Origin of the sequence: Peribacillus frigoritolerans, from assembly GCF_030676415.1 — a bacterium.
Taxonomy (GTDB): domain Bacteria; phylum Bacillota; class Bacilli; order Bacillales; family DSM-1321; genus Peribacillus; species Peribacillus frigoritolerans_A.
Genome location: NZ_JAUUTW010000003.1, coordinates 89,749 through 112,254, shown reverse-complemented (window position 1 = coordinate 112,254; position 22,506 = coordinate 89,749). Strand labels below are relative to the sequence as shown.

At 41.5% G+C, this 22,506-nt stretch carries 22 protein-coding genes, 1 pseudogene, 1 riboswitch and 1 other annotated feature; of the genes and pseudogenes, 8 read left to right on the top strand and 15 right to left on the bottom strand.

Annotation, left to right across the window (positions count from 1 at the left end; all coding sequences use genetic code 11):
• Nucleotides 1-114 precede the first annotated feature (114 nt).
• Together Q8G36_RS04280 and Q8G36_RS04275 are read right to left on the bottom strand one after the other, a co-directional pair.
• Nucleotides 115-1,350, bottom strand: coding sequence for a S1C family serine protease (locus tag Q8G36_RS04280; RefSeq protein ID WP_305159131.1), 1,236 nt, complete (start codon nucleotides 1,348-1,350; stop codon nucleotides 115-117).
• A 194-nt stretch (nucleotides 1,351-1,544) separates the two neighbouring features.
• Nucleotides 1,545-2,270, bottom strand: a complete 726-nt coding sequence (locus Q8G36_RS04275) for a hypothetical protein (RefSeq protein ID WP_305159130.1) — start codon at nucleotides 2,268-2,270, stop codon at nucleotides 1,545-1,547.
• A 174-nt stretch (nucleotides 2,271-2,444) separates the two neighbouring features.
• Here Q8G36_RS04275 and Q8G36_RS04270 point away from each other — a divergent pair, with 174 nt between their 5' ends.
• Both Q8G36_RS04270 and Q8G36_RS29140 read left to right on the top strand, forming a co-directional pair.
• Entirely contained in the window at nucleotides 2,445-2,801 is a 357-nt protein-coding gene (locus Q8G36_RS04270) for a hydrolase (protein WP_305159129.1), read from the top strand.
• 248 nt (nucleotides 2,802-3,049) lie between these two features.
• On the top strand, nucleotides 3,050-3,208 hold the full coding sequence (locus Q8G36_RS29140; RefSeq protein ID WP_370694014.1) for an IS3 family transposase: 159 nt from the start codon (nucleotides 3,050-3,052) through the stop codon (nucleotides 3,206-3,208).
• 233 nt (nucleotides 3,209-3,441) lie between these two features.
• Here Q8G36_RS29140 and Q8G36_RS04265 read toward each other — a convergent pair whose 3' ends face one another.
• Entirely contained in the window at nucleotides 3,442-4,425 is a 984-nt protein-coding gene (locus tag Q8G36_RS04265) for a ketoacyl-ACP synthase III (protein WP_305159128.1), read from the bottom strand.
• A 322-nt stretch (nucleotides 4,426-4,747) separates the two neighbouring features.
• The gene (locus tag Q8G36_RS04260; RefSeq protein WP_305159127.1) at nucleotides 4,748-5,098 is read right to left on the bottom strand and encodes a winged helix-turn-helix transcriptional regulator; all 351 of its coding nucleotides are present in this window, start codon (nucleotides 5,096-5,098) and stop codon (nucleotides 4,748-4,750) included.
• Between the two features lie 125 nt (nucleotides 5,099-5,223).
• Between Q8G36_RS04260 and Q8G36_RS04255 the strand changes: the two genes are divergently transcribed.
• The gene (locus Q8G36_RS04255) at nucleotides 5,224-5,847 is read left to right on the top strand and encodes a nitroreductase family protein (protein ID WP_305159126.1); all 624 of its coding nucleotides are present in this window, start codon (nucleotides 5,224-5,226) and stop codon (nucleotides 5,845-5,847) included.
• A gap of 173 nt (nucleotides 5,848-6,020) precedes the next feature.
• Here the strand turns inward: Q8G36_RS04255 and Q8G36_RS04250 are convergent.
• Both Q8G36_RS04250 and Q8G36_RS04245 read right to left on the bottom strand, forming a co-directional pair.
• A pseudogene (locus Q8G36_RS04250) lies at nucleotides 6,021-6,389 on the bottom strand (ABC transporter permease); the annotation flags it as partial.
• Complete coding sequence (locus Q8G36_RS04245; protein WP_305159125.1) at nucleotides 6,376-6,729, bottom strand: PadR family transcriptional regulator; 354 nt, start codon at nucleotides 6,727-6,729, stop codon at nucleotides 6,376-6,378. The pseudogene Q8G36_RS04250 and the gene Q8G36_RS04245, both read right to left, overlap by 14 nt.
• Nucleotides 6,730-6,879: 150 nt before the next feature.
• Between Q8G36_RS04245 and Q8G36_RS04240 the strand changes: the two genes are divergently transcribed.
• Nucleotides 6,880-7,410 carry an NAD(P)H-dependent oxidoreductase gene (locus Q8G36_RS04240; protein WP_305159124.1) on the top strand — a complete coding sequence of 177 codons (531 nt, stop codon included), beginning with the start codon at nucleotides 6,880-6,882 and terminating at the stop codon, nucleotides 7,408-7,410.
• A gap of 72 nt (nucleotides 7,411-7,482) precedes the next feature.
• On the opposite strand, the gene Q8G36_RS04235 is transcribed toward Q8G36_RS04240, so the two are convergent.
• The 6 genes from Q8G36_RS04235 to Q8G36_RS04210 form a co-directional block, all read right to left on the bottom strand.
• On the bottom strand, nucleotides 7,483-7,842 hold the full coding sequence (locus tag Q8G36_RS04235) for a winged helix-turn-helix transcriptional regulator (protein WP_305159123.1): 360 nt from the start codon (nucleotides 7,840-7,842) through the stop codon (nucleotides 7,483-7,485).
• Nucleotides 7,843-8,115: 273 nt separating this feature from the next.
• Nucleotides 8,116-9,120, bottom strand: a complete 1,005-nt coding sequence (locus Q8G36_RS04230; RefSeq protein ID WP_305159122.1) for an ABC transporter permease — start codon at nucleotides 9,118-9,120, stop codon at nucleotides 8,116-8,118.
• A gap of 1 nt (nucleotide 9,121) precedes the next feature.
• The gene (locus Q8G36_RS04225) at nucleotides 9,122-10,624 is read right to left on the bottom strand and encodes a sugar ABC transporter ATP-binding protein (RefSeq protein ID WP_305159121.1); all 1,503 of its coding nucleotides are present in this window, start codon (nucleotides 10,622-10,624) and stop codon (nucleotides 9,122-9,124) included.
• 56 nt (nucleotides 10,625-10,680) lie between these two features.
• Nucleotides 10,681-11,793 carry a sugar ABC transporter substrate-binding protein gene (locus tag Q8G36_RS04220; protein ID WP_305159120.1) on the bottom strand — a complete coding sequence of 371 codons (1,113 nt, stop codon included), beginning with the start codon at nucleotides 11,791-11,793 and terminating at the stop codon, nucleotides 10,681-10,683.
• A gap of 116 nt (nucleotides 11,794-11,909) precedes the next feature.
• Nucleotides 11,910-12,015, bottom strand: a riboswitch (SAM riboswitch).
• A 95-nt stretch (nucleotides 12,016-12,110) separates the two neighbouring features.
• The gene (locus Q8G36_RS04215; protein ID WP_305159119.1) at nucleotides 12,111-14,852 is read right to left on the bottom strand and encodes a GTPase domain-containing protein; all 2,742 of its coding nucleotides are present in this window, start codon (nucleotides 14,850-14,852) and stop codon (nucleotides 12,111-12,113) included.
• A gap of 495 nt (nucleotides 14,853-15,347) precedes the next feature.
• Nucleotides 15,348-15,521 (bottom strand): hypothetical protein, encoded by a 174-nt coding sequence (locus Q8G36_RS04210; RefSeq protein ID WP_164468807.1) that lies wholly within the window; start codon nucleotides 15,519-15,521, stop codon nucleotides 15,348-15,350.
• A gap of 207 nt (nucleotides 15,522-15,728) precedes the next feature.
• Nucleotides 15,729-15,975: a binding site (T-box leader), on the top strand.
• A gap of 97 nt (nucleotides 15,976-16,072) precedes the next feature.
• On the opposite strand from Q8G36_RS04210, the gene brnQ reads away from it, so the two are divergent.
• From brnQ to rluF, 4 genes are all read left to right on the top strand, one after another.
• A complete protein-coding gene (gene brnQ, locus Q8G36_RS04205; RefSeq protein WP_305159118.1) occupies nucleotides 16,073-17,404 on the top strand; it encodes a branched-chain amino acid transport system II carrier protein in 1,332 nt (443 codons plus the stop codon).
• Nucleotides 17,405-17,525: 121 nt separating this feature from the next.
• Nucleotides 17,526-18,458, top strand: coding sequence for an aldo/keto reductase (locus Q8G36_RS04200; RefSeq protein ID WP_305159117.1), 933 nt, complete (start codon nucleotides 17,526-17,528; stop codon nucleotides 18,456-18,458).
• A 198-nt stretch (nucleotides 18,459-18,656) separates the two neighbouring features.
• On the top strand, nucleotides 18,657-19,571 hold the full coding sequence (locus Q8G36_RS04195) for a DMT family transporter (RefSeq protein ID WP_305159116.1): 915 nt from the start codon (nucleotides 18,657-18,659) through the stop codon (nucleotides 19,569-19,571).
• 101 nt (nucleotides 19,572-19,672) lie between these two features.
• Nucleotides 19,673-20,380, top strand: coding sequence for a 23S rRNA pseudouridine(2604) synthase RluF (gene rluF, locus Q8G36_RS04190; protein ID WP_305159115.1), 708 nt, complete (start codon nucleotides 19,673-19,675; stop codon nucleotides 20,378-20,380).
• A gap of 137 nt (nucleotides 20,381-20,517) precedes the next feature.
• On the opposite strand, the gene Q8G36_RS29135 is transcribed toward rluF, so the two are convergent.
• The 3 genes from Q8G36_RS29135 to Q8G36_RS04175 all read right to left on the bottom strand — a co-directional run bounded on the left by Q8G36_RS29135 (nucleotide 20,518) and on the right by Q8G36_RS04175 (nucleotide 22,362).
• Nucleotides 20,518-20,679, bottom strand: coding sequence for a hypothetical protein (locus Q8G36_RS29135; protein ID WP_370694015.1), 162 nt, complete (start codon nucleotides 20,677-20,679; stop codon nucleotides 20,518-20,520).
• A 171-nt stretch (nucleotides 20,680-20,850) separates the two neighbouring features.
• Complete coding sequence (locus Q8G36_RS04180) at nucleotides 20,851-21,600, bottom strand: ABC transporter permease (protein ID WP_305159113.1); 750 nt, start codon at nucleotides 21,598-21,600, stop codon at nucleotides 20,851-20,853.
• Nucleotides 21,601-22,362, bottom strand: a complete 762-nt coding sequence (locus tag Q8G36_RS04175; RefSeq protein ID WP_305159112.1) for an ABC transporter ATP-binding protein — start codon at nucleotides 22,360-22,362, stop codon at nucleotides 21,601-21,603.
• Nucleotides 22,363-22,506 lie beyond the last annotated feature (144 nt).

Below are 22,506 nucleotides of genomic sequence, written 5' to 3'. Positions count from 1 at the left end.
AAAATCGCCTAAAATTCAAAGGGAATTTCAAAAGGTGTTCGGAATTTTTTAATTCCGAACACCTTTTGTCTACAAACCGAGGCCCCTGATGGATAATCAGGGGCCTACCATTTTCTATGGTTTTTGCAAGGTTATCGTTACCGTTTTCTCTTCAGTACCTCGATATACTTCTACCTTTACTTTATCGCCGATTTTCTTATCTGTATATAAGTATTTCCTTAATGCTGCGGCAGTATTTATTTTCGTTCCATCAATCCCAACGATGATATCCTGTTGCTTAAGCCCTCCATTCGCGGCAGCCGAGCCCGCTTCTATACTGGTCACCATTACACCGGACTTCGCAGCTTCTGGAACATTTTGAAGGTAATATTGCGGCAGTTCTTCTATACTGGCCAAGCTGACTCCTAAATATGGGCGTGTGATTTTTCCATTTTCAATCAGTTCCGTAACAATCGGAATCACATCATTACTTGGTATGGCAAACCCTAAGCCTTCCACACCATTTTCGGAAATCTTCAAACTGTTTATCCCGATCACTTCCCCAGCGGTGTTGATCAATGCACCGCCGCTGTTGCCAGGGTTGATCGCTGCATCTGTTTGAAGGACATCAAGTTCCCACTCCCCGTCCGATGTATCGACTGAAATGGAGCGTCCGGTCGCACTGACGATCCCTTGTGTAACCGATCGTGAAAAATCAAGTCCAAGAGGGTTGCCAATTGCCAATACTTCTTCACCTGGACGCATGCTATCTGAATTCCCGAATTTAATTCCCTCAGGTGCCATCGAGGCATCAATTGTCAAAACCGCTAAGTCCGTCAAAGCATCAGCCCCAACAACCGCTGCCGTTGCCTTTTGTCCATCATACAATGAAATTTCGACTTCCTTGGCTCCTTCAATAACATGATTGTTCGTGATGATATAGGCTTTCCCACCAGTTTTTTTATAAATGACCCCTGAGCCAGTGCCGCTCTCAACCGTTTCGCTCTCGGTGCTTTGCCGCTGGTACGGGTTCTGGTTTTGCATCTCCTGTAAATTCACGACCCCTACAATCGATTTTGATGCTGATTCGACCATCTCTGCCCTATCATTTGAATCCGTACTTGTCGATAACTTTTCCGCCGTGACACTTCTATCCTTTTCAACACTTTCCGTTTGCTCTACACCTGCCGTTTTGGTTGACTCATTCACTGAACTTTTCCCTTGATCTATAAAATCCCCGCCAAATAGAAATACAGACGATGTAACCATAGAAGCAACCGTTCCGGAAACAAGGCTAGTTAGCCAAAGAGACTTACCCTTTTTCCGTTCTGCCTTGACTCTGACTTGCTCATCACCATTATAATTCTCCATCTTTATCCCTCCTATGATTGTCCTTTACATGGCTCAATCATAAACAGTAAATATTAAAAAATTCTTAAGAAATAAAGAATAAGGCGATCTTTTTACAAAGAATATAAAGATTTTATCGAATTCTGTATTTTACCGTGCTGCAAAATAAAAAGGCCTCAACAGGGGGCCTTCTTTTCGACCATTTTTAATTATCCTTACATGACTTCATAAACTTCTTTAGTCTTCTTATTCACGCCATACCAACCCCAAGTGGTTTTGTGACCACTTTTCTGACTGCCTTCATCCACCTCGAAAACATGAAAAATGTAATCTCCCTTTTCGGCATCATGATCATATTCGATATGCAAATTCGGGAAATTTTCCATGTCCACGTAATCCTTCACAAGCTTCTCCGCCTGAGATTTACTTAAAGCACTTACCGAATCCTTGCTCCCTTCTTTGCCTGATGCCGTTTCAACTTTTCCTTTTGTATCCGTTGCCGCCTCATCTTGCCCTTTGGATCCAATGGTTCCGTCCTCAGTTACTTCCTCCACCGGTTCCACTTCGTCATTCCCCTCTACTGTTTCTATCGTGGCGGAGTCTGATACCGGGTGCATTTCCACCGCCTTTAAAACCATTAGTTTACCTTCCCGGTATTTTGCTTTATATGCGGTCGCTTCTTCAAAATCACTTTTGGCCGAATCAAAATCCTGTTCGTCGTAATTCTTCATCCCGCTCGCCAGAAAACCTGAAAGATCCATTAACTCTCTTGCTTCCGATGTTTTTGCTTCTTTATAAGCTAATTCAAATGCCTCATGGGCTTCCAAATAATTTTCCTCATTCAACTGACTTTTCCCTAAATCCATATTGGAATCATAATTCCTTGTTACGCAGCCTGAAGCAATCAACACAAAAAAAATAACCATGATTGACCTCTTCACTATATCCCCCCTCACTTTTCCACAATATTCCGTAAATCCATCTTAAACCATTTGATAAGAAATCCGATACCTCTATTTCCTATCTTTTTCATTAAGGAAATGTTTACATTCATGATTAACTTTTTACAAATAGTGGTACAGAATAAATAAACGCTTGAAAGGATGATGCACAGAATGATGCAGGAAAAAAAGACCTATCATGTCGATTTGGTCAGCGGCGACGTACTCGGACAAAAACTTGAAGAGAATCCGAGCTTCACAGTACACGCAACTGATGAGGAACTTGCAGAATTGAAACAATGCTTGGAGGAACACCGGACAGATGACCTGGAGGCATATGCCCGTTCACATGTGCCCTACCTTCTCTATCATCATGACCGGGCAAATGATAAATACGATGCAGCCATGAAAAGGCTTTATGCCCTCATTTATAAATTAGGGGACGAAACGGCACGAAATCATATTGAAGAAATCGGCATATTGAAAGATAACAAATTCGAGGGACAAGAAGAAGTGCAAAAGTTCAAATAAGAAATAGGAACAGAACCTGAAATTCAAAGGTTCTGTTCTTTTGATCAAGTTCAATCAAAAGGTTGTCCTTCCCCCAATATAAGGGAAAACAAAAAGATTCCTATTGTGATTTATGATAAATCATATAATTTTTTAACTTAATAAGCCATCTTGCTATCACATATTCCAAGAATTAACTAATATTATTTGTAAACGGTGTAAAAACCAGTCTGTTTTATTTCACGAAGCATTTTTTTATATGTCGCTCTTTGAACCTTTTTGCACCAATACTCTTTCAAAGTATAACAACTGGAAATCAAAAAAGAACTAGAAGAATATATCATTACTATGATCATCAACGAATCAAGGTAAAAATAAAAGGCATGAACCCAGTAGATTACCGGGTTCATGCCCTCAAGGCTGTTTAAATAAAGTGCCTAACCATTTGGGTTCACTTCAGTTCAAAGGTTCTGTTTTTTTAAAGAGGATGTTGCGGTATACCTCTAGTTGTCTAAAATACAAATAAAGGTCCTGTTGAAATACCCTGACTCTTCATTTTTAAGTTTGAATGAATCATTTTCAAAGAATCATACTTTAAGAAGGCCCCCAATGAGAGGCCTTCTTCTGGTACAAACTCAGTTATTAGTTGTAGAAAAAAGCGTTATAAGGTCCAATTGATAAGCAATCCAGCTTGAGCTAACCCACCGCCGAAACCATATAATAAAACCTTCTCACCACCACTGAGCTTCCCTTCTTTTAATCCTATTTCTAAAGATAATGGAATTGTTGCTGAAGAAGTATTTCCATACTCCACTAAGCTATATAAAGTACGCTCAATTGGAAAGCCACTTCTATCACATATTGACTCAATCATTCTTAAATTTGCACTATGCGGTACGAACCAATCAACATCATTCAATTGATATTCAGCATTTTTCATAACAGTTTGCATTCCTTTTGGAACGGTCGTAACAGCCCATTTATAAACCTCACGTCCATTTTGTACAAGGTTGCCACTATTATTTAAGTCTTCACCATTTATACGTGTCGATAGGTTTGTACTATATAAATGTTTTCCGCCTTCTCCCTCCGAATATAAATGTGAAGAAATAAAACTTGGCTGTTTTTCATCATATTCTACAAGAACTGCTCCTCCGCCATCTCCAAATAAAATACAAGTGGCTCGATCTTCATAGTCCATAAGTTTTGATAAAGTATCGGCTCCAATAACAAGAACTTTCTTGTTTAAACCAGATGTTACTAATCCATTGGCTACATGCAACCCATAAGTAAATCCTGCACAGGCAGCGTTTAAATCAATAGCTCCAGTATTCTTAATACCTAGCTTTGCTTGGACTAAAGATGCTACACTTGGAGTGTTGAAATCAGGTGTAAAGGTACAGACAATGATCATATCAACATCTTCGACAGATTTATCATACCGTTCCATTAAATCCTTTACAGCTTTATAACCTATATCACTAGTAAACTCTTCTTCATGTGCAATTCTTCGTTCTTTAATACCAGTACGTTTAACTATCCATTCATCATTGGTTTCAACCATTTTTTCTAAGTCTTTATTTGTTAACCTTTTTTCAGGAACATACGAACCTATCGCAGTAATACGTGCTTTGGATTTGAACATAGAATAGCCACCTCGTGTGTATGAATTGCATCATTTCATAACTTGATATTAACACCTGGTACTAATTATAAAGCAAAAAAAATCTTATGCAACTAACCGTTACATTTAAACCCATAAGAAAAAGAGCGGGGCAAAGCAACTACTTTAAAGTAAAGCACCTGTTAGTTTAATACAATTTCTAGAGAGACTGCCAACAGTCATCTTCAAGACATTCCCTCTAATAACGTATTTCTTACAATTATATTGATAGCTTGAATAAATTTCTGCTTGCATCACTGAACTTGTCAAAAAAATCCATACTCCTAGTTGATGCAGCTCTTACTTATTTATGTTGACGACAGATTTGTTCTTGTCTTTCGAGGTTTTGTTCGACTGCATATGCAGTGCCCCATTCACACATGGTATTTAATACAGGTACAAAGGATTGACCCAACTCAGTTAAACTGTATTCTACTTTTGGCGGTACTACTTTATATACTTCTCTTCGAACAAGCCCATCTCTTTCCAACTGCTTTAATTGGTCGGTTAAGACTTTCTGGGTAATGGCCGGTATTAGAATATAAAACTCTTTTGTCCTCATTGGTTTTTGACTCAGAAAAAAGAGGATTAAGCATTTCCACTTTCCTCCTACAGTATTCATGAAAATATTTATTCCAGTATTTAGACTCTTCATTCCTCATTCCTCCTGAATAGGCACATAAAGGTGGCTATGCCACTTTATTGTGCGTTATTTTCTTCTACATCATGGGTCCATTATACTCTGATTATGAAGCAAATATAACATTGGGAGTGAACACGATGAGTGTAAGAGAGATTATAGAAAAAAGACGTTCCGTAAGGCAGTATGATCCCCATTATAAAATTAGTCCAGAAACGTTGGCGACATTTATTGAAGGAGCCAGTAAATCGCCTAACGGAAACAATATTCAAGCAACACGATACCTGGTTATAGATGAACCATATTTAAAGAATTTGTTACTGCCCATTGCTTTTAATCAGCAACAGGTAATTGAAGCCTCAGTACTGATTGTTATACTAGGTGATTATCAAGCATTTGAAAAAGAAAATATCATGATGATACATGAGGATGAGTTTCAAAAAGGTTATTTTGACGCATCAGTAAGAGATTATCTAACAAACGCGGCAATCAATTATTATCTAAATAAATCAAAAGAAGATTTAAAGGTTGAATTAATAAGAGACGCAAGCCTGGCATCAATGTCGTTAGTTTTATTGGCGAACGAGGCAGGTCTTGAAACCATTACAATGTCCGGGTATGATTCCGAACAATTAAAGTCAGCCTTAAAAATTTCTGATAGGTATTTAGATGTTATGCTTATTGCCATGGGGAAAGGGATTAAAGAAGGTCACAAAACAGTAAGACACGATGTTAACAAAGTCATTTATAAAAACAAAATATAGTGAGTGCAATTACTTTTTTAAAATTTGGATATTGGAAATTAGTGTGGAAAGGGGGTTAAAAAGAACCCTCTTCCCCTATCTTCTTATAGTTAAAACTCACCACGAGTTACCAGTCTCTTATATCATCCACATGCAGACTTATCATATAGTCACATTAACGTAACGGATTCATTTTAGTGTTTTTGTTTGTAATAAGTTACCGCGAGCGCAAGGGCCAGCACTGTTCCTTTGACGATATCCATCGCATAATACGGAACGGACATCATGATCAGCCCAATTTGCAGAATTCCGATCAGGACTGCACCGACGAAGGTTCCAAAGGCATTCGGTTTTCCCGCTCCTAAAACGGAGGAACCAATGAAGGCTGCCGCGACGGCATCCATTAAATAGGGGGACCCTGAATTGATTTCCGATGGCATGACCCTTGAAGCAAGGACAATCCCCCCGATTGCAGCAAATAGAGCTGAAAGCAGATAGGCAAGGATTTTGTATTTATTAACCGATATCCCGGAAAGTCTCGCCGCTTCCTTATTTCCCCCAATCTAAAAAGGAATCAATCACATCTTTTACAAATTCCCATTCCAGGCGCTTTTGTTTAAATCCTTCTTCACCCACTGATGTAAGTCTATAATATTTTCTTCTTCCTCCTGGTCCTTGCTCATCCCCCCAGTAAGAAGAAATCCATTCATTCTTTTCTAATCTTTTTAAAGACAGATAAAGTGTACCTTCTTTTAATTCAAATTGGTCATCACTCTTTTCACGAACAATTTTGGCTAATTCAAAGCCGTACATATCCCTCCTATGTAAAAGTGACAGGATGAGCGTGTCTATATGACCTTTTAAGACTTCATTAATATATTTTTTATAAGGCAAGGTATTCATTTAATAATTACAAATTCAACTAACCGTTTTTTTAGTTATACCTGAATTACACTCTCCTTTAGGTAAGTACCTATACTAAAAGTGCATACTTACGTACTTGCAGAGTGCACTTTATACTTAAAATAAATAAAAATTAAGGAGGAGAAATCTTTGAAAACTCTTGTTATCGTATCACACCCAAGTCTAGAAACATCCGTCATAAATAAGCGATGGGTAGAAGCGCTAAGGAAATATCCGGAAAAGTATACAGTACACGAATTGTATAAGGTTTACCCTGACGGAAACATTAATGCGGAAAAAGAACAGCAATTAATCGAATCGCATAGTAATCTTGTTTTACAGTTCCCTTTTTATTGGTTTAATTGTCCGCCTCTCCTAAAAAGATGGCTTGACGATGTTTTTACTTATGGTTGGGCTTATGGTTCAAATGGAGGCGATAAATTAAAGAATCGCAAAGCTGCTTTAGCTGTATCTGCCGGAATTAACAAAGAGGATTATAGTGAAGAGGGAAGATATCGCTATACACTTGAACATTTATTATCTCCCTTTGAAACTACCTTCCTATACTGTAATGCAGATTATCGTTCATTCTTTGCGTTTTATGGTGCTGAAAATGAGCCGTCCGCAAGTGAATTGGAAAAAAGCGCACAAGATTATTTAAATTTTGTCGACAACCTCTAATAGGCAGTTTCATCAAAGAAGTATTTCCTTGTTAGGGAAACACTTCTTTTGATTTAATCAAAATAGCTACACCTACGGCTGTACAGTCTCCTGAGCTGGCAAACTGTTTTTCTCTCCCCACTCGCACATCATATTTAACAATGGAATGAGAGATAGACCACGTTCAGATAATGAATATTCTACTTTTGGAGGTATTTGGGGAAATTCCTTGCGTATGATAAGACCGTCTGCCTCCAGCTCCTTTAACATGATGCTTAGCGTTTTAAAGGAAATGGTGCCGATACTCCGCTTCAGCTGATTATGCCGCATAACCTTATTTTCAGACAGCCAATACATAATGATCATTTTATATTTGCCGCCTATTAAGGACAACGTATATCCAAAGCCAGTGTCTTTTGGTTTCACGCCAGTCGGAACACAGGTTTCGCGCATAAGTTTACACTCTCCTTTGGTTAAGTATAGGATTTGAATGTTCATACTTTACAATAGATCATTATCAATTTTATTGAAAGGTAAAGTAAATTTCCTCTAAAATTTCGCTATCGTGGCTACCCCATATTAGCGTTAATAAATATTATTAATTAAAAATGGAGATAATTTATATCCATAACCCGTCCCTTTTTTAAAAGGAAAAATCCTGTTGTATATCCAACAGGATTTTTTCCATAATTTTGGATTTCTGTATAGTAACGTAATGGATTCATTTTAGTGTTTTTGTTTGTAATAGGTTACAGCGAGCGCAAGGGCCAGCACTGTTCCTTTGACGATATCCATCGCATAATACGGAACGGACATCATGATCAGCCCATTTTGAAGGATTCCAATCAGGACTGCACCGACAAAGGTTCCAAAGGCATTCGGTTTTCCCGCTCCTAAAACGGAGGAACCAATGAAGGCTGCCGCGACGGCATCCATTAAATAGGGGGACCCTGAATTGATTTCCGATGTCATGACCCTTGAAGCAAGGACAATCCCCCCGATTGCAGCAAATAGAGCTGAAAGCAGATAGGCAAGGATTTTGTATTTATTAACCGATATCCCGGAAAGTCTCGCCGCTTCCTTATTCCCCCCAATAATGTACATATAACGACCGTGCTTCGTATAAGTCAAAAAGATATGGGTCGCTATTACAATGACGGCCATGATCAGGATTATCCATGGTACCTGGCCAATTTTGGCGAAAAACGGGCTGATCAGTCCTGTTGCGAACGTACCGTCGGGCATGACCATATTTTGCGAAACCGTTGCCCCTTTTGTATAGGTAAGGGCAATTCCCTGGATAATGAACATGGTAGCCAATGTCATCAGCATGTCTGGAATTCTCAATTTAACGATCATGAATGAATTCAAAGCCCCTACGACAAGTGAGGCACCGATTGCAGCTAATATGGCGATAAATGTATCCTGTGAAAACCAGACAAACATCGAGATGACGACGGCATTGGCCAATGATGCGACAGAGCCGACGGAAAGGTCGAAGCCATCCACGGTCAGGGATATCGTAATGCCGATTGCAATGATGGTCACGATTGAAATGGAACGCAGGATGTTGACCAGATTCGTAGTTTGAATGAAAGATGGATTGGACACGGCAAAAATTCCAATCAGAATGATAATCGTCAATATTGTGCCGTATTTATAGAAAAAGTCGAATAGTTCCACCTTTTTCTTCGTTTTCGCTGTCTGTGTAACAGGAATGGGTATGCTCATCCTATTTTCCTCCTGTTGAATAGAATAATAGTTCTTCTTCATTCGTTTTGCTTGTTTCTAATTCAATGACAGTGCTCCCGTCATATAACACATAGGTCCGGTTGGTAATGCCCATGATTTCAGAAAGCTCGGATGATGCATAAATGATCGCTTTTCCATTCCTTGCAAGCTTTGCAATCAATTCGAATATATCCTTCTTGGCTCCAACATCGACCCCTTTCGTTGGTTCATCGAATATGTATACATCCGCATCAGCCATAAGCCATTTTCCGATGGCAACTTTTTGCTGGTTACCACCTGAAAGGTTTTCGACATTCACTTCCCCTGAGGGAGTTTTAATACCGAGACTTGCGATCATTTCCTTCGCTTTTTCCTTTTCCGCCTTACGATCCACGAAGCTGAATGTCTTGCAGAATTTGCCGAGACTGGCTGCAGTCAAGTTCGCCGAGACTGATTCCTGAACTAGGACCCCTTCTTTCCTGCGCTCCTCAGGTACAAGTGCCAGACCGCTTTTTACTGCTTCGTGCGGTGATTTCAAAGAAAGCTTTCGACCATTCAGGATGACTTCCCCCGCTGTGATTGAAGTATGACCGAAAAGGGTTTTACACAGCTCCGTTTTCCCAGCCCCGACCAAACCTACCAAGCCGATTATCTCGCCTGCTTTAATATTCAGACTGACATTTTTAACTTTCTCGGCATCTGACAATCCGTTCACTTCCAGAATTACATCTCCAATCGAAGTATTCACTTCAGGAAACTGTTCATCCAAGGTTTTCCCGAGCATGTTCTCCACGACTTCGGTACGGGTTATGTCATCCTTTTTTCGACAAATGACACGCTCCCCATTCCTCATGATCGTAATTTCCTCACAGATTTCAAAGATCTCGGGCAGACGATGTGAAATGAAAATGATTCCCACGCCTTTTTGCTTTAATTCATTTACAATTCGAAAAAGTTCTGTCGTCTCCGTATGGCTTAACGGAGCAGTTGGCTCGTCGAGAATCAGGAATTTGCATTCTGTCGATACGGCTCTTGCTATCAGGACCATCTGTTTTTCAGCCAAGGTAAGGTCTCTTACCAGCTTTTTCGAAGGGACACGAATTTTCATATCTTCAAGAATATAAGAGGCTTGTTTGTGCAGCTTTTTCCATTGGACCCTCTGCTTTTTCCCCATGTTTTGGACCATATCATTCAACATTACATTTTCCCCAACCGTTAAATAAGGGATGAGGGCAGTATCCACTTCCTGATAAACAATTTGAATGCCTTGTTCCTGAGCCGCTTTTGGCGAACGGATATCCCGCTTCATCCCATCAATAAAAATGTCACCTGAATAATGAACATGGGCTCCCGATAAAACTTTCATTAACGTCGATTTCCCTGCTCCGTTTGCACCGACCAATGCGTGGGCTGTCCCTGATTGTACGGAAAAATCAACTTCACTCAGCGCCTTCACCCCCGGAAATTCAATCGAAATCTTCTTCATTTCTAGTTGCGTGCCCATGTCCATTCCCCCTTATTGAACAGACACTCCCTTCACTGGAAAGAGAGTGTCTCTTTTTACTTTTTATAATGGTCTTTCAAAACTTTCATCCAATCTTCTTCAAATTCCGTCGATACACCCCAACCATCGACTATACCAGACAGATTTGCCATGTTTACCGCTTCTTTTGAAGCTTGGATTTGCTGTTGTGAAATAAGTGATGCCTCCAAGTCATAGGTTTGCGGCGTTTCTTCGCCCGCTAATTTTTTAGCCAATATCCTCATATTCACTGCACCGATCAACTTGGGATCGACTGCTGCTGTGTAGGACCAAGAGCTATCGGCTGATTGGATTTCCTGGAGATCTGCATTCGATACATCTATTCCATATATCTTCACTTCATCGCGGCCCGCTTCTTTAATCGCCCGGGCTGCACCGATAGCAAAGGCATCCCATGTTGCGAAAATGGCATCCAATTTACCTTTAGGGTATTTATTCAGCATTGCGGCTACAGCATTTTGTGTCTGAACCGAAGTATCAGCAGATGCCACTCCGAATCTTTCGACTTCTTTAATCCCGGGATTTTCTTTTAATTTTTCCTGATAGACTGCATTTCTTCTTACCATTGGAGGAAAACCGTCCACCCAAAGATATGCAATTGCCGCTTCACCTTTCTGTTCTTTTATCAGTTTATCAAAAGCTAGTGTGGCCAATGCTTCATCATCCTGAGAAGTTAATGTCACGCCCTCTATTTTAGATAGATCGCTTATTGAATCGAATGTGACAACGCTTTTGCCTGCATCAACCAACTTTTGAACGTCATTCACAGTTGCTGCATCATCACCATGGGAAATGATATAGCCGTCGTAATCTTCCTCCAAAGCTTGCGCTATCGCATCATGGAATTTAGCCGTATCACCATTGGCTGTATACGTATCCACTTGAAACCCCAGCGCTTCTCCTTCTTCTTTCGCCCCCGCCAGGTATTGGGCCGTATGATCATCACCGCCAATTTTACGGATCACTTTGATCTTGGCTCCATCCCCATCAGCAAATCTTTCCGGGACATTTTCAAATGATACTTTTTCTTCTTTCTTCGATTCTGTGGAACTCTGCCCAGTAGAGCAACCCGTTAAAAGCAAAGCCGAAGCGATGGCTGAAATGAATATCCCTTTAATAGACCTTCTCATCTTGTTTCCCTCCATATTTTCTTATTAGTCTTATCTGTTAAGTTGGTGTAAATCCCAAAATAAAAACCTCTCTAATTATAGAGAGGTTTAATCGGCTGTTTTGCAGACTTGTCCCTCTCTTATCTGTCAAAACATTTCTGTTTTGCAGGATTTAGCACCAATTCCTAATGGAACGGTTGCTGGGCATCTTAGGGCCAGTCCCTCCGCCACTCTTGATAAGAGATATATTGTGTTACGTTTTCGTAATTATCACTTTATAGGGATATAGTTGTAAAGTCAATAGATTTTCGAATATTTGGAATGTTCCCTGTCATTTTTCATTTTCTTTGAAGCTGGGCTAGACGCTTTTTCTCGATTTTTTCAAGCCTCTCCAACTGCCTTAATTTCACTTCGAACAAAGTGATCGGGTCACGGTAAACTTCCGGATTTTCTTTCATATGCTCCAATGCAGCCTGGTAGTCTTTTATTTCAGTCTGCGTTTGCTCTATCGTTTTTTGAAGTAAGGCAAATGAACTGCGATAGAAAAGTGAGATGTCCCGATCCAAAGATTTTTCAAACAATCCAAATTGGGTAAGGAAACGTTCCGTGATCATTTCGGCAACATCCAGGTAATCTTCACTTTCCAGGTATTTCTTATAACGATTGTACATATTGGCTTTATTTTGCGGTATCGCCCCAAACAGCTTCCCTGCTCCTTTAAGCAGCAATTGTGATGGAGTCCTGCGCAAAAGGATATTAACGTTTTCGATGCGGATACTGCTTGTCATCCGGTCGGCATCACGGCGCCAGTCATCCAATACCCTGAAGTCACCTGCCAGCGTAATCCGTTCTTCTTTGTATAATTCATTGAATCCGGCACTCATCTCATCCATAAACTGCTGGCTTTGTGAGAACTCCATTTGGGAACTGGCAATCCAATCTTGAAGAGAACGGTAATATTGAGGCATGATCTTGTCAGAAATGAAGTTTTGAATCCGCTCATTCATTTCCTGGTTTAACTGTACATGGACCTGACTGAAATCACTGCTTTCCGTTAACGATTTAGAGCAATCCCTCAGTAATTCAGGAATTTTTGAATAAAGCTGATTTTTCACTTCGTCCTTAAGCGAACGATATGACCTTATGATATTTTCACTTTTTTCTTTTTCCAAATCAGCCAGTTGATTGACCGCCCCATTCAGTTTGACTTCCATCTGTTCATTCCAAGAGATGGAATGCTCGCATTTCCGCTCATTGGCTGCCCGTTTTTCTAATAGATAAGATAAAGTTTTACGAATGAATGCCAGGATTTTTTCAGATCTTCTTTCCTTCCAATTATCATCTTGATAATTCGATTGAAGGAAGGCTGAAAGGTCCTTCAATTGCTGCCTGCTGTCATAATGTTTTGAGAAAGCGAATACTTTCGCATTCGGGAAATATGCATTCACTTTATCCCATGTTTCGTCTTCCATCCGGACTGCGACCTGATCACTGTATATCGTATCCATTTTATTTAATAGGAAATGAATCGGCAGTTTCGGAGCCATCATTTGAATTTCCAATAACAGATCCCGTTCGCTGCCGGTGAAAGGCGCCCGGGCGTCAAGAACGAACATCAGGCCATCACTGCCATGTAAATAGGCTTGGAAATCGGATTCCACGCTTTTTTCCCCATTGAACCCCGGTGTATCCAGTAATCGCAGATGATTATTTCTTAGGTAGTCACTGATGATGGTCACATCGACAATAGTCCCGCGCTGGCGGCGTGTTTCATCCAAATCAGTTAGCTCCTCGACAACTTTGCTATCTGTATCGGTAATTTCAAGGATTTCCAAATCATCCCCGTCTTTGACACTGACTAGGGACGAATGATCTTCAGCGGCAATGCTTTCGCCAACGATTGACTGAATAAAGGATGTCTTGCCATTTCCTGTACTTCCTGCAAGAAGCAGATTGAAATTCCTGGTATCCTTAAGCCCCTCTACCATCCATTTAAGCTTATTGCCAACCCTTAAATCATTATCTTCAGCCCACTGGATAATGGAATTGAACAGTTTCTCTCCCGCTTCCAGTCCGCCTCCCAATTTAGGCGATTTCGAAAGCAGGCTTTCTGCATCCTGAATGACCAGCGCATTGATCGTATCCGGGAAGATTTCATTCCAGGACAACGCGGATGCCGCCGCAAACAGCGAGAGCTCCCCATCTGCGATTTTGAGCCAGTTTTCCAGCAACCTTGGCACGACAGGACTTAAATCTTTGATTAGGTGCGTTCCTTCTAACAGACCTGCATATGCATCCCTGTAATAGACGGAAAGCTCATCCCATACATCCGCATGGTTTAATTCGATGGTATCTATCAAGTTATTAATCACTCTTAGCCATTCGAAATAAGAATCCGTATATTTATAATTTTTCCAAAGGGCAACCGTCACCTTTTCGAAACGTTCCTGGTCGAGTGTGTATAGCGAACCAAGGACAGTTGAAAAATAATCCGGATCCATCGATTGTGCAACACCCTGCTGGATATACGTCTTCAGCACATCGAACCAGCCCATTGATTCTGTACGGATACTTTCATTCGCCGCTAATACCACCGCACTGTTCCAATCCTTTTGTTCTTCAAAAAAGGCGCGTGCGATTTCCGTGACATTCGGGTAGTCCGGTTGAAACTCGACTGCTTCTTTCACGACTTTGGAAGCCAGGTCATTTCTCGATTCCACTATGTACAGGGAAAAAAGTTGCAAAAGAACCTCTGTTTTCAAAACCGCTTCATTCGTATCGACGGATTTATAGATATCCTCTGCGGTTGAATACATTTCCAGTTCAAAATAAGCATCAGCGATGTTTTTCTTCGCCCATGAACCAAGTTCCCCTTCTATGTTTTCCCATTTAAAAATGGCTGCTTCATAGTCATGATGCTGAAAATATACTTCTCCTTGAGCAAATCGAATTGCGGTTAAATCCGCTCTTTCCTTTTTTTGTTCCACGAGAAACAATTCACCCAAAGCTTGAATGGGGTGCTTCCTTGTATCCTCAATCATCGTTTCATAATATTTTTTTCCGATCAGCCGTTCGTCCATCTTTATTCCCCCGATATATTTCATATTTTCAATTAAAGGATAATCACTGATTCTATAAGCCCTCTATTAGACCTAACATTCAATTTACAGGTTCCTTTAGTTAAAAAATCATTTACAAAACCTTAAAATATTATTTTAGCAAAACAATATGGTAACAACATGTCACCATTCTTACAATTTTAAAACAGAAACAAACGGAACTGTAATGTTTTTAATAAACCGATACAGAGATGTCATTTCCATATTCGAGAAAATAGGTTTTTTCTAGTTTTACCACATATCAGATAGTGGTGAGCGAACCATTCTTCATACCTCTAAATTACCATAAGCCCAGCCCTTCAACTAAATATAAAAGGTAAAAAAAAAAATCACTCTGCCTCGTCCATTACTAAATCCCCATTTTTGCGTTCATATAAAAAAGCAGTACCCTCATTCATAAAAGGTAACTGCTCTCTGATAAGCTCCGAACAGTCGTTGTCCTTTGACAAATTAGGATTATACCCCTGTACGCTTACGTTGGTTATTCGGCTTTTTGGTCAACTGGCTTTTAAGCTGTTTCGTTTTCTTCACAACGCCTGTTTCCAGTTTATCTTTACTTGATCCTGCTTGCTTTTGAGCCAGTTTTTGTTTGACTGCATCCGCCAGGCTTAATTTTTTATTTTCAGACATACTGTTGTCTCCTTTAGTGTTCTGCCTTCTATTATAATATAGTTGCGATTAGAAAGATAATAGGGAGTAATATCCTATTCTTTTTCAAAAAACACTCTTAATAAAGGAAGTTTCGCCAACTTGGGACTAATTTCCCGCTCCTTTAAAAGGATTAATGATAAAATATGTTGACTTCATAATCAGAATTTGCTAAATTATCTTTATATTATAAAATCTATGAAGAGAAAGAGTAAGATGAGAACCCTGTTCCACAGAGAGTCGACATGTGGTGGAAGTCGATGTCCAAGGCCTATCCGAAAATCATCTCTGAGATGCAAAGCTGAAAATGCAGTAGGCTTTGACGGGTTTCCGCCGTTACAATGGATCACGTATGAATTCGTACGTTGACTGAGTGCCGCAGCTTCTTTGAAGTGCGGAATATGGGTGGTAACGCGAGCACAAACTCGTCCCTGATTTTCAGGGGCGAGTTTTTTATTTGCACAAAACACTTTAATTAGCCTTTTTCAGGCCAGTCGGCGAGAGTTATCATTTTTAAAAAAGGGGAAATCACCATGAAAAAAACAGACACATTATTTATCGGCCTTATGCTTTTCTCAATGTTCTTCGGAGCGGGGAATCTCATATTCCCTCCATTTTTAGGAGCATCTTCGGGAACATCTTTCTGGCCAGCCATTACCGGTTTTATCGTCACCGGAGTCGGCCTGCCAATTTTGGTGCTTCTTGCAGTCTCACTTGTTAAAGGCGGGGCACAAACTATCGGGGCCCGTGTACATCCTTTATTCAGCACGTTGTTCATGGTGGTCATCTATTTAAGCATCGGGCCTTTTCTGGCCATTCCACGGAATGCGAATGTTGCCTATGAAATGGGCTTCAAGCCATACCTTGGCGACTCAATGAATCAACCACTATTTCTATTCATGTTCACAACCATATTTTTCATCATCGTTTATGCCATTTCATTGAATCCAAAAAAAATGGAAACCTTCATGGGACGCTGGATTACTCCCGTTCTTCTTTTGTCCATGGTCATTCTCTGTGTCGTTGGGTTCGTAAAGCTTGATGCTCCATTCCAAGCTCCAACCGAAGCATATGCTGCGGGAGCATTTTCGAAAGGGTTCATTGAAGGTTACAACACGATGGATGCTCTAGCTGCCCTGGCTTTTGGGATCGTCATCCTTACTTCAATCCAGCAAAGGGGGATTTCCGAACGAAAGCAATTGACGAGATATACAGTAAAAGCGGGTCTCATCGCTGGTGTTTTGCTTTCTTTAGTTTATATTTCCTTAGGTGTAATGGGAGCACGCATGGCAGCCGATGGGTCATTCGAAAACGGAACGGATATCCTCACTGTCGCATCCACTCTTTTACTTGGAACTGGCGGGAAGGTCCTTCTCGGCATCATTTTCACTTTAGCATGCTTCACCACCGTTGTCGGGTTGACGACTGCTTGCGGACAGTATTTCTCGAAACTTTTCCCCAAGCTGAACTATAAAACTGTCATTCAGATCGTAACAATCGTCGGTTTCATCCTTTCAAATATGGGTCTGAATCAAATTTTAAAAGTATCGGTACCATTCCTCGTGATGGCTTATCCGTTAACGATCGTCCTGATTGTCCTGACATTCTTCAGCCGTCATTTCAAAAACCCGAAGAAAGTTTATCGCAGTGCACTGACTTTCACAGGAGTTTTCGCCTTGATAGATGGACTGAATGCTTTCGGTTTGCAATTAGGACCCGTGCAAACCTTAAGTGATGCCCTTCCCCTTTCCGCCTACGGCATGGAGTGGATCATCCCTGCTCTAGTCGGTACAGCCTTTGGCCTTCTGCTCAGTCAAATTGGACAAACAGCTCCAGCTGAGGAGTTGGAAATCGAAACACTATAATAATGAAGTAAGCAGGTGATTTTACGGATCATCTGCTTATTTTATACACGACTGCATTGCTTTATTTTGGAAATCACAATCCACTTTTTGTTATGATGGGTCAAAGGAGATGATAAGTAATATGTCTAAGCAAACCCGTATTGGTAAAACAGATTTGTATGTAAACCCGATTGGCCTTGGCACGAATGCAGTTGGCGGACATAACCTTTTCCCTAATCTAAGTGAGGATACAGGAAGGGATGTTTTGAGAACGGCATTGGAAGAGGGAATCAACTTTTGGGATACAGCTTACATTTACGGTCCTGAGCGTTCAGAAGAACTTATCGGTGAAATCCTTAAAGAGAGTCGCAAACGCGAGGATATAGTCCTTGCCACTAAAGGGGCACATAAATTTGTCGATGGCAACATCGTCTTTGATAACTCTCCGGCTTTTCTGAAAGATGCCGTGGACTCGAGTCTAAAAAGGCTCCAAACAGACTGCATCGACTTATTTTATATCCATTTCCCTGATGAGGATACCCCTAAAGATGAAGCAGTAGGTGCCTTAAAGGAATTGAAGGATGCAGGTAAAATCAAGTCAATCGGCGTCTCGAACTTTTCGTACGAACAATTGAAGGAAGCGAATAAAGACGGCTATGTGGATGTCCTGCAATCCGAATACAATCTATTCAAACGTGAGGCAGAACAAGACCTGCTGCCATATACAGCCGAAAATGATATTTCCTTCATTCCTTATTTCCCCCTTGCTTCCGGTCTGCTCGGCGGCAAATATAATCAGGAATCAACATTCGAGGACGGCCGGGCAAAAAGTCCGCTTTTCCAAGGACAAGCTTTTGTAAGCAACCTGCAAAAAGTGGAAGAAGTACGGGCGATTGCCGACAGGAAGCATACCGATGTCGCCGATGTGGTACTAGCTTGGTATTTAACTCGGCACTCGATAGATGTACTGATTCCCGGAGCGAAAAAGCCAGAACAGGTCACACGCAACTTACAAGCATTGAATGTCGATCTAACCATGGATGAAATCGCCGAAATCAGTGCCATTTTCGCTTAATATAGATGTGAAAAGGCTGTTCAGTTTAAGCTGAACGGCCTTTACTTTATTTATCCTGATCTCTGGTTCATCCTTCCTCGGTTATCATGCACAAAAACTGACTCCTATGCTCTTTACGTTTCCTTATATATATTGATTAGGTACTTCTATTTTGCTATATTTAGTGAATATTCCATCAATTAAGGAAGAGGCTGCCTGATGAAAAAATCTATTGTTATTTTATTTCTTATCTTGGCAAATTTGTTTTGGGCCGGTAATTACATTTTCGGAAAATACGTTGTGTCCGAACTTTCCCCGATCCAGCTAACATTTACGAGATGGCTAATTGCCGTTTTCTTATTATTTCCACTAGCGCAATGGATTGAAAAGCCAAACTGGAAGATTGTATGGAAAGCCTGGAAATTACTATTAGTCATGGGTGTGCTCGGAATCATCAGTTATAATTTTTTCCTTTATTGGGCTTTGACCTATACAACTTCCATGAATGCTGCTCTTGTCAATTCCATGAACCCTGCCTTAATTGTTCTTTTTTCCGCTTTGCTGTTAAAGGAGAAAATTTCATCCCTCCATGCACTCGGACTTATCATATCTTTATTCGGCGTTTTATTGGTCTTAACAAAAGGACACCTTCTGGATATTTTCCAGCTTACTTATAATAAAGGCGACCTATTGATGATCCTCGCGATTCTCGTTTGGACCTTCTATTCAATAATCGGTAAAAAACTGAAAAACATTCCGATCATCTCAGCCACTGCCGTTTCCGTATTTCTCGGATTGATTCTCGTCGCTCCATTTGCCATTGGCTCGGGTATGAACCTTGATTTAAGCAGTAAAGCAATCACTGGCCTCTTATATATTGGGATCTTCCCGTCTGTCGGCTCATTTATTTTCTGGAATATTTCCCTACGTCATATCAATGCCGGACAGGCTGGAATTTATCTAAATCTGATTGCTGTATTTACCGCCATTCTCAGTCTGATTTTGGGTCATGCGATTACTATCATCCAAATCCTAGGTGGCCTCCTTGTCTTCATTGGCGTCTACCTTACAAGCAAAAAGAAAAAGGAAGATCCGGCAGATGTCACGAAAGAACATGTAAAAAACATCCAGTAATTCTCATCAACTAACGCTATCTTGTCTTTCCCCCTTGTCTATGCACCATGATTTACGTTATCCTTTAAAGAAGAAAATCTGAATGTAAAGGTGTGCTTTAGTTGAGGATCAATAAATTTATCAGTGAATCCGGAATTACCTCGCGACGAGGCGCAGACAAATGGATAGCCGAGGGCCGTGTGACGATTAATGGCACTGTAGCGGAGCTCGGCAGTCAAGCTGAACCCGGCGATGATGTTCGTGTAGACGGCAAGCCGATAAAAGTGGAACAGCAAAATGTCTATATTGCACTGAATAAACCGATAGGGATTACAAGTACGACGGAAAAACACATTAAAGGGAATATCGTTGATTTTGTAAATCATCCGCTTCGCATTTTTCATATCGGACGGCTGGACAAAGACTCAAGCGGTCTTATCCTTCTTACAAATGACGGAGACATCGTAAATGAAATCCTTCGTGCAGAAAACAAACATGAAAAAGAATACATCGTAACCGTTGATAAGCCACTTACCGCTTCCTTCATTAAAGATATGTCATCCGGAGTGGAGATTTTGGATACAAAAACACTTCCTTGTAAGGTCGAGCAGTTGACCAAAAATACATTTAACATCACTTTGATGCAAGGACTGAACAGACAAATCCGCCGTATGTGCTCCGCACTAGGTTATGAAGTCCGTGATTTACATCGAATCCGGATCATGAACATCCATCTGGACGGACTGGCGATCGGACAATGGCGCGACCTGACCGAGGATGAATTGACGGAACTATTTAAGGAATTGGATTATACCCCAAGGCAAAGATGATAATGAAGATGCCCCCAGAACTCCGGGGGCATCATTTTTTACTTTCAGAAGAATTTCCAGCAATAATTTGCTTTTTTAATTGTATTTAGGTGCTTTTACTCGTGAGTTTCGCACTTTTACTAGTGAGTTTAACGCTTTTACTCGTGAGTTTCGCACTTACTCGTGAGTTTTCCACTTTTACTCGTGAGTTTCGCATTTTTACTCGTGAGTTTTCCACTTTTACTCGTGAGTTTTCCACTTTTACTCGTGAGTTTTCCACTTTTACTCGTGAGTTTTCCACTTTTACTCGGAGCATGCATGGCAAACCTCGCGTTGGGATAAGTGATCAAGCCGCCACCAATCACACCAATTTTAAGGGTTTCCATGATTTCATCGATGGTTGCCCCGGCATTAAGCAGCCTTCCATGTGATAGCAAATGCATTCATCGCATCAGCTGACTATTGATATGGCTAATCCCTTAATGATGTACTTACCCTAACTGGCGTTTAAATGCTTTACTGGCGAAGAAGTAAGCGATGACCATTATGCCGACGCACCAGGAAAGCGCGATCCAAATATCGTTGCCAACAGACCCTTCATACAAGAGGGCACGAATCGCATTCACGATTGAAGTCACGGGCTGGTTCTCAGCGAACGCACGGACAATTTTAGGCATAGTTTCGGTGGGAACAAAGGCCGAACTGATAAACGGCAGGAAAATCAGCGGGTACGAGTAGGCTGTCGCGCCTTCCATAGCCCCCGCTGTCAATCCGGGAATGACCGCCAGCCATGTCAGCGCTAGCGTAAACAGCGCGAGTATCCCAGCTACCGCAAGCCAATCCAGGATATCAGCGCTGGAACGGAAACCCATCAAGAGCGCGACGAGGATAACCACGACGACAGTAAGCGCATTGGATACAAGCGAGGTCAACACGTGAGCCCACAATACCGACGAGCGCTTGATGGGCATGGTAATGAAACGCGCCATCAGCCCGCTCTTTACATCCGTAAACAGCCGCACGGAAGTGTAAGCGACGCCGGATGCGATAGCCATCAGCAAGATTCCCGGCAATAAATAATTGACGTAGTTGTCCGTGCCTGCATCTATGGCGCCGCCAAATACGTAGACAAACAGCAGCAGCATCATAATCGGCGTAATCGCCACCGTGATAATTGTATCCGGGCTGCGCATGATGTTGCGCATTAAACGTCCTAGTAATACCCCTGTTTTGCTTTTCATTTACATCTTCTCCTTTTTGCCGATGATCGCGAGGAAAATTTCCTCCAGTGTCGGCTGCTTCTCGATGTACTCCACTTTCGCTGGCGGGAACATCTCCTTGAGTTCGGTAAGGGTCCCGGTCGAGATGATTTTTCCGCCATGCAGGATGGCGATACGGTCCGCCAGTTGTTCGGCTTCCTCCAGGTACTGGGTCGTCAGCAAGATGGTCGTGCCTCCGCCGGCAAGCTCCTTGATGGTATCCCAGACTTCAATCCGCGCTTCGGGGTCAAGCCCTGTCGTCGGTTCGTCGAGAAAAATGACTGCTGGGGTCCCGATCAGGCTCATGGCGATGTCAAGCCGACGCTTCATCCCGCCGGAATATTTGTCCGCCCGGCGGTTGGCCGCATCGGCCAGGCTGAATCTTGCAAGCAGATTGTCGGCGACTTGAGCAGGATTGGAAACTCCCCGCAACTTGGCGATCATCAGTAGGTTTTCCCGCCCGGTGAGCATGCCGTCTAAAGCTGCAAACTGCCCTGTCAGGCTGATGCTCTGGCGAACATGATCCGGTTGACGCTGGACGTCAAAGCCGCAAATACCTACTTCGCCGCCATCGGCCTTCATCAGAGTAGAGAGGATATTGACCGTCGTCGTCTTGCCCGCTCCATTTGAGCCCAGCAGTGCGAAAATTTCGCCACGCCGCACCTCAAAATCCACCCCCTTTAAGACTTCATTATCTTTAAAGGATTTTTTTAACCCTTTTACAGAAATCGCTGCATTGCTCATACTTTTTTCCTCCTATTAATAGCGCGGCAAGGCCGCTTGTAAGTTTCGTAATTATCCGGTCGAGTGCCTAGCGGAACTAGATTACCTATTCTCTTCTATTTAGTCTGACTGATATTCTGTATTACTTACTACCGAGTTAAAAAT